The sequence below is a fragment of the Streptomyces bambusae genome, assembly GCF_019400985.1.
In the GTDB taxonomy this organism is placed as follows: Bacteria; Actinomycetota; Actinomycetes; order Streptomycetales; family Streptomycetaceae; genus Streptomyces; species Streptomyces bambusae_A.
This window is the reverse complement of the sequence record NZ_WTFF01000388.1, coordinates 1-6,186: the sequence shown is the minus strand read 5'-3', so window position 1 is coordinate 6,186 and position 6,186 is coordinate 1. Positions and strand designations below refer to the sequence as shown.

The following is a 6,186-nucleotide window of genomic DNA, read 5'->3' as shown; positions in this document are numbered from 1 at the left end:
TCTGCGGCGTCAGATGTGTATAAGGAACAGCCCGCGCGCCGTACCGATTTCTTCCACCGCACGCACCAGATCGCGACCGTCCATGGCGATCACCCTGCCATCGGGCCCCGGCCGAGCGGGCTCCGTTCAACTGCCGTTCACCCGTAAATGGATCACACCCGACCGGCCACGACGCCTCTGGTGCGGATGTCGATCACATGGCATGGTCCCCTGTGAGCCGCCGCGCACCACCCCTCGCGCGGTGCCAACCTACGCATGTCCGACCGTAACGACCCGTAACACCGCACACCCCGTACTCGTACCGGAACCCGTACAGGTGCCCGTACGCGTACACGCAAGCCGCACACCGCACACCGCCGCACACCAAGCGCGCGCCGCAGACGGACCCCGGGAGCCCGCCCATGACCTCAGCCACTTCGCCGGAACCCCTCTGGACGCCGGGCCCCGACCGGATCGCGGCCGCCGCGGTCACCCGCTTCCAGGCCTGGGCCGCCGAGCGGTACGGCGCCCCGGCCGACGGTGGCTACCCGGCCCTGCACCGCTGGTCCGTCGACGAGCTCGACACCTTCTGGCGGGCCGTCGCCGACTGGTTCGACGTCCGCTTCACCACCCCCTACGAGCAGGTCCTCGGCGACCGCTCGATGCCCGGAGCCGAGTGGTTCCGCGGAGCCACCCTCAACTACGCCGAGCACGCCCTGCGCGCCGGCGAGGACCCGGCGCGGGCCGGCGAGGCCGCCCTGCTCCACGTCGACGAGACCCACGAGGCCGTCCCCGTCACCTGGGCCGAGCTCCGCCGCCAGGTCGGCTCGCTCGCCGCCGAGCTGCGCGCCCTCGGCGTCCGCCCCGGCGACCGGGTCAGCGGCTACCTGCCCAACATCCCCGAGGCCGTCGTCGCGCTCCTCGCCACGGCCGCCGTCGGCGGCGTGTGGACCTCCTGCGCCCCCGACTTCGGCGCCCGCAGCGTCCTCGACCGCTTCCAGCAGGTCGAGCCCGTCGTCCTGTTCACCGTCGACGGCTACCGCTACGGCGGCAAGCAGCACGACCGCCGCGACGCTGTCGCCGAGCTGCGCCGCGATCTGCCGTCCCTGCGCGCCGTCGTCCACATCCCGCTGCTCGGCACGCCCGCACCCGAGGGCGCCCTGGAGTGGTCCGCCCTGACCGCCGGCGACACCGCGCCCGTCTTCGAGCCGGTCCCCTTCGACCACCCGCTGTGGGTCCTGTACTCCTCCGGTACGACCGGCCTGCCCAAGGCCATCGTGCAGTCCCAGGGCGGCATCCTCCTGGAGCACCTCAAGCAGCTCGGCCTGCACTGCGACCTCGGGCCGGAGGACCGCTTCTTCTGGTACACCTCCATCGGCTGGATGATGTGGAACTTCCTCGTCTCCGGCCTGCTCACCGGCACCACCGTCGTCCTCTACGACGGCAGCCCCGGCTACCCCGACACCGGCGCCCAGTGGCGGATCGCCGAGCGCACCCGGGCCACCCTGTACGGCACCTCCGCCGCCTACGTCATGGCCTGCCGGAAGGCCGAGGTGCACCCCTCGCGCGACTTCGACCTCTCCGCCGTGAAGTGCGTCGCCACCACCGGCTCGCCCCTGCCGCCCGACGGCTTCCGCTGGCTGCACGACGAGGTCGCCGAGGACCTGTGGATCGCCTCCGTCAGCGGCGGCACGGACGTCTGCAGCTGCTTCGCGGGCGCCGTGCCCACCCTGCCCGTCCACATCGGCGAGCTCCAGGCCGCCTGCCTGGGTACGGACCTGCAGTCCTGGGACCCCTCGGGCAAGCCGCTCGTCGGCGAGGTCGGCGAGCTCGTCGTCGCCAACCCGATGCCGTCCATGCCGATCCGCTTCTGGAACGACCCCGACGGCAGCCGATACCGCGACAGCTACTTCGACATGTTCCCCGGCGTCTGGCGGCACGGGGACTGGATCACGATCACCGACCACGGGTCCGTCGTCATCCACGGCCGCTCCGACTCCACCCTCAACCGCCAGGGCGTCCGGATGGGGTCGGCCGACATCTACGAGGCCGTCGAGCGCCTCCCGGAGATCAAGGAGTCCCTGGTCATCGGCCTGGAGGAGGCCGACGGCGGCTACTGGATGCCGCTGTTCGTCCAGCTCGCCCCCGGCGCCACCCTCGACGACGAGCTGCGCGAGAAGATCAAGCGCACCATCCGAGCGGAGCTCTCCCCGCGGCACGTCCCCGACGAGGTCATCGAGGTCCCCGCCGTCCCCCACACGCTCACCGGCAAGCGCATCGAGGTCCCGGTCAAGCGGCTGCTCCAGGGCACCCCGCTGGCCAAGGCCGTGAACCCGGGCTCGGTGGACAACCTCGACCTGCTGCACTTCTACGAGGAGCTGGCCCGCACCCGCCGCGAAGGGTGACTGTCAGTGGCGATGGTTACGCTGAGTGAGCATTGATCGATGCCCACCCAGGGGGAGCCATGCCGAAGCACCACACCCGCGCATCCGACACCCGCGCATCCGACACCACCGCACCCGACGCCACCGCATCCGACATCACCACACCCGGCACCACCGAGGCCCGCCGCAGCCTCCGCCGCGAAGTCCCGAGCACCGTCGCCCTCGTCGCCGACGCCCGGGACTTCGCGGCGATGCGCGGGTACCGCTCCTTCACCTTCGACGACCACCAGGACTACCTCCGCCAGGTCGACGCACTGCTGAAATCCCTCGCCGCCCAGGGCATCCACACCACGGTCACCCTCTTCGACCCCGATGCCTACGCCGCATTCTGCGCCGACCACGGCCTGGACCCGGACACCCCCACCGCCCGCACCCGCTTCACCGCCGGGCTCGGCGGCAGCAGCGCCGGCCTGCCCTACACCGGCCAGCCCATCGAGGAGCTCGTTCCCCTCCTCGTCGACGAGTCGGTCCGCCAGGCCACCTGGGAGTACGCCACCATGCTCCTCGCCGGACTCGGGGCCTGCGCCGACTGCGGCGAGGACATCGGCCACGCCTCCTTCGAGCGGGCCGGCCACCTCCTCACCCGCCTCGTCGAGCGCGCCGGCCCCGGCCACCACCACATGGTGTGCAGCGTCCCCACCCCGGACGAGCAGCTCATCGCCGTCCTCCACGCCGAGGCGAGCGGCGAACCAGAGGACCCACCCCGGATCGAGGGCCGCGACGGCCTCGACTTCGTCACCGTCCTCGCCGCCGGCATCGCCCTCGGCGGACCCGGCGGACTGGTCCTGCGCACCACCGCCCCCGGCGCCAAGGACCGCGTCCACGGCTGGCGGCTGGCGGGCGGCAGGCTCGTCGCGCTCCCCGCGGCCTCCGTCTTCGACGCGTACTGCACCGACGCCGACACCGGAGAACCCGTCGCACCCGAACCAGGCGTGGACTACTGCCCGGGCTTCGAGGTGGACGACCCCGGCCCGCACCACTGACCGGACGGGGCACCGCCGGGCACGGGCCACCACCCGCCGCCCGACGGCAGAGGGGCCTCCGCCACCGGCGAAGGCCCCTCTCACCCCACACGCACACCCGCCGGCTACTCGCCGGACAGCACCGCCTGCGCGGCCACCCGCGCCTCGTCGGCGGAGTCCGCCGCGCGCGCGGCCGCGGCCGCCCGCTCGCACTGCGCCAGCGTGTACTTCGCCAGCGTCGCCCGCACGTAGGGGATCGACGCCGCACCCATCGACAAGGAGGTGACGCCCAGACCCGTCAGCACACAGGCCAGTAGCGGGTCGGAGGCCGCCTCGCCGCAGACACCGCAGCTCTTGCCCTCGGCCCGGGCGGCCTCCGCCGACATGGCGATCAGGTCCAGCAGCGCCGGCTGCCACGGGTCCTGCAGCCGGGAGACCGCACCCACCTGACGGTCCGCGGCGAAGGCGTACTGGGCCAGGTCGTTCGTGCCCAGCGACAGGAACTCGACCTCCTGGAGGATCGAGCGCGCCCGCAGCGCGGCGGAGGGGATCTCCACCATCGCGCCGAACTTCGCCCGCAGCCCGGCCTCCCGGCAGGCGTCGGCGAACGCCCGCGCGTCCTGGCGGTCGGCCACCATCGGCGCCATGACCTCCAGGTACACCGGAAGCCCCTCGGCGGCCTTGGCCAGTGCTGTCAGCTGCGTCCGCAGCACCTCCGGGTGGTCCAGCAGGGTGCGCAGGCCCCGTACGCCGAGCGCCGGGTTCGGCTCGTCGGCCGGGGTCAGGAAGTCCAGCGGCTTGTCCGCGCCCGCATCGAGCACCCGCACGACGACCCGGCCCTCGGGAAAGGCCTCCAGCACCTTGCGGTAGGACTCGGTCTGCTTGTCCTCTGACGGCGCCTTCCGGCTGTCGTCCAGGAACAGGAACTCGGTGCGGAACAGGCCCACGCCCTCCGCCCCCGCCTCGACCGCGGCGGCCACGTCCCCCGGACCGCCGACGTTGGCCAGCAGCGGCACCTTGTGCCCGTCGGAGGTGGCCCCCGGACCGGACGACGCGGCAAGGGCGGCCTTGCGCTCGGCGGCCGCGGTCTCCAGCTCCGCCCGCTTCTCCGGCGTCGGCTCCACGAAGATCTCACCGGTGGACCCGTCCACGGCGACGACCGTGCCCTCCGGCAGCTCCTTCGCACCCGGCAGCGCCACCACGGCCGGCACCCCGAGCGCCCGCGCGAGGATCGCGCTGTGGCTGGTCGGGCCGCCCTCCTCGGTCACGAAGCCCAGCACGAGCGCCGGGTCCAGCAGCGCCGTGTCCGCCGGCGCCAGGTCCCGCGCGATCAGCACGTAGGGCTCGTCGCTGTCCGGCACACCCGGCATCGGGACGCCGAGCAGCCGGGCGACGATCCGGTTCCGCACGTCGTCCAGGTCGGCGACCCGGCCCGCCATGTACTCCCCGGCCCCAGCGAGCAGCTCGCGGTACGCCGCGAACGCGTCGTACACGGCGCGCTCCGCGGTGCTGCCGACCGCGACCCGACGGTCCACGTCGGCCATCAGCTCGGGGTCCTCAGCGATCATGGCCTGGGCCTCCAGCACGTGCTGGGCCTCGCCCCCGGCCAGCTGACCGCGTGCGATCAGGTCGGCCGACACCGCGCTGACGGCCTGGCGGGCGCGCCCCTGCTCACGCTCCGCCTCCTCCGCGGCGATCTGCTTGGCCGGCGGCTCCAGGACCGCCGTACCCATGTGCCGCACCTCGCCGATCGCCACGCCGTGACTCACGCCGACGCCTCGCAGCGTTGTCTCCATTTCACCCGTCTCCGATATGGCGGCGGACCCACCCGCCGCGATGGATGTACTGCTCGCCCGTGCGGGCGGACGCGTCACTGCCAGCCGAAGAGGACGTCGCCGGCCTTGACGTCGCCGTCCTCGATCACGCCGGCGAGGGAGTCCGCGGTTGCCTCCAGGGCCACGACGGGGCAGATCGGCGACTTGCCGGCCTCCTCGCACGCCAGCGGGTTCCAGCGGATGACGGCCTGGCCGCGGGTGACGGTGTCCCCCTTGTTCACGAGCAGCTCGAAGCCCTCGCCGTTGAGCTGGACGGTGTCGATGCCCAGGTGCGTCAGCACACCGTGGCCCTCGCCGTCGACGACGACGTACGCGTGCGGGTGGAGGGAGACGACCACACCGTCGACGGGGGACACCGCCTCCTGCGGCTCCCGCACAGGGTCGATCGCGGTGCCCGGACCCACCATCGCGCCCGAGAACACCGGATCGGGTACTGCCGCGAGTCCGATGGCGCGCCCGGCAAGTGGGGACATCACGCTGGTCATGGGGGCCTCCCAGGGGGGGTGGAGCTTCGTCGCGCCGCCGTCACTGTCTGTCGCGAACGGCGTACTCGGCAGAAGGATATGTCAGAGGATGTACGGGTTCGCCCGATGTCCGTCCCGACCCGGGCGGGCCCTTGGGCACGGAGACTAGTGGACTAGACCGGTGGACTAGACCATACGCCTGAATCGATTTGCTTGCGCCCCACGGCAGGTGTAACGTCGGGAGTCCTGCCCGACCAGACCACATGAATCACGTGTGAACACAGGTCGACAGGCAACCCAACTCCTCCAGTTGATCTCGATCTTCAGGTCGCCCCCGCATGTCTGCGGGCAGGTGGTCAGAGAGAAAGAAAAACACTGATAGAGTCGGAAACGCCGGAAGGGAAAAGCGCGAAAGCGCCGGAACCGGAAAGCGCCGAGGAAATCGGATCGGAAAAAGATCTGATAGAGTCGGAAACGCAAGAACGAAGGAAGCGCCCGGAGG

General features: G+C 72.0%; 4 protein-coding genes. 2 read left to right on the top strand and 2 right to left on the bottom strand.

Features of this window, described 5'->3' with window-relative positions; all coding sequences use genetic code 11:
- The first annotated feature begins 401 nt into the window (after window positions 1-401).
- Both GPJ59_RS32235 and GPJ59_RS32230 read left to right on the top strand, forming a co-directional pair.
- Window positions 402-2,384, top strand: a complete 1,983-nt coding sequence (locus tag GPJ59_RS32235) for an acetoacetate--CoA ligase (RefSeq protein WP_219671462.1) — start codon at window positions 402-404, stop codon at window positions 2,382-2,384.
- 59 nt (window positions 2,385-2,443) lie between these two features.
- On the top strand, window positions 2,444-3,406 hold the full coding sequence (locus tag GPJ59_RS32230) for a hypothetical protein (protein ID WP_258025251.1): 963 nt from the start codon (window positions 2,444-2,446) through the stop codon (window positions 3,404-3,406).
- A 104-nt stretch (window positions 3,407-3,510) separates the two neighbouring features.
- Here the strand turns inward: GPJ59_RS32230 and ptsP are convergent, their stop codons facing one another.
- Both ptsP and GPJ59_RS32220 read right to left on the bottom strand, forming a co-directional pair.
- Window positions 3,511-5,181: a phosphoenolpyruvate--protein phosphotransferase gene (gene ptsP, locus GPJ59_RS32225; RefSeq protein WP_219671461.1), complete on the bottom strand. Its 1,671-nt coding sequence runs from the start codon at window positions 5,179-5,181 to the stop codon at window positions 3,511-3,513.
- A gap of 74 nt (window positions 5,182-5,255) precedes the next feature.
- Window positions 5,256-5,705, bottom strand: coding sequence for a PTS sugar transporter subunit IIA (locus tag GPJ59_RS32220; RefSeq protein ID WP_219671460.1), 450 nt, complete (start codon window positions 5,703-5,705; stop codon window positions 5,256-5,258).
- Window positions 5,706-6,186 lie beyond the last annotated feature (481 nt).